The sequence below is a fragment of the Shewanella sp. UCD-FRSSP16_17 genome (genome assembly GCF_001675935.1).
Lineage (GTDB): Bacteria > Pseudomonadota > Gammaproteobacteria > Enterobacterales > Shewanellaceae > Shewanella > Shewanella japonica.
Genome location: NZ_LZFV01000025.1, coordinates 1 through 1,078, shown reverse-complemented (window position 1 = coordinate 1,078; position 1,078 = coordinate 1). Strand labels below are relative to the sequence as shown.

At 43.2% G+C, this 1,078-nt stretch carries 1 protein-coding gene; it reads left to right on the top strand.

Features of this window, described 5'->3' with window-relative positions:
• Positions 1–969 (top strand): transposase (locus A9267_RS21935; RefSeq protein WP_065109599.1); only part of this gene is annotated, 969 nt, incomplete at its 5' end.
• Between the last annotated feature and the right edge of the window lie 109 nt (positions 970–1,078).

The window sequence follows — 1,078 nt, the reverse complement described above, 5'->3', positions numbered from 1 at the left end:
CCAAGACAAACCCTCGTGAGCTTAGAAGATACGCCTTACTACCACTGTTGTTCGCGTGTGGTACGTAAGGCGTTTTTGTGTGGTTTTGATAAATCGACAGGTGAAAATTTTGAGCATCGCCGTGAGTGGGTTGATTCACGTATTGTAGAATTGGCGACCATTTTTGCGATTGATATTTGTGCTTATGCAGTGATGAGTAATCATTTACATGTGGTGTTAAAAGTTGATGCTGATAAAGCGAAGCTCTGGACAGATAAAGAGGTGCTGCTCCAGTGGCATAAGGGCTTTAAAGGGACGTTGTTAACTCACAAATTTATTAAAGGTGAAGACCTAAATGAGTTTGAATTAAAGACAGTGAATGACAGTATAACCCAGTACAGACAGCGTTTAATTGATATTAGTTGGTTTATGCGCTCACTCAGTGAGCCCATTGCTCGCATGGCAAATAAAGAAGATAAATGTACTGGTCGATTTTGGGAAGGGAGGTTTAAATCCCAAGCACTGCTTGATGAGGCTGCAGTATTAGCTTGTATGGCCTACGTGGATTTAAACCCCGTTCGTGCCCAAATGGCGACGACACCCGAAACGTCAGATTACACCAGTATTCAACGCCGAATAAGCTCAGCAATCAAAGGTGAGCAACCTGCTGAATTATTGCGATTTGTGGGTAATGAACGCCAGAGTATGCCTAGCGGGTTAATATATAGTGTGAAAGACTACATCGTGCTTGTTGAGGATACAGGACGCATTATTCGAGATGACAAGCGTGGTGCGATAAGTACGAGTAGCCAGCACATTCTTAATCGACTCAATATTCCCGCTGAAAACTGGTTAAAAATCACTACAGAGTTCGAGGCATTATTTAAAGGTGCGGTTGGGGCACTGCCAGCGCTAACTGAATATTGTGAGCATGTCGGCCGCAAACGACGACAAAGCGCAGCTAACTGCCAAAAGTGGTTAAGCGCCTAGCATAACCTCTCTGATTGAATCACTTTAATAAACACCATTTTCACTCCTCTAATAAACACCATTTTCACTCCTCTCAGTAGCTTGAAATCATATTGAAGTGAGGGGCTGG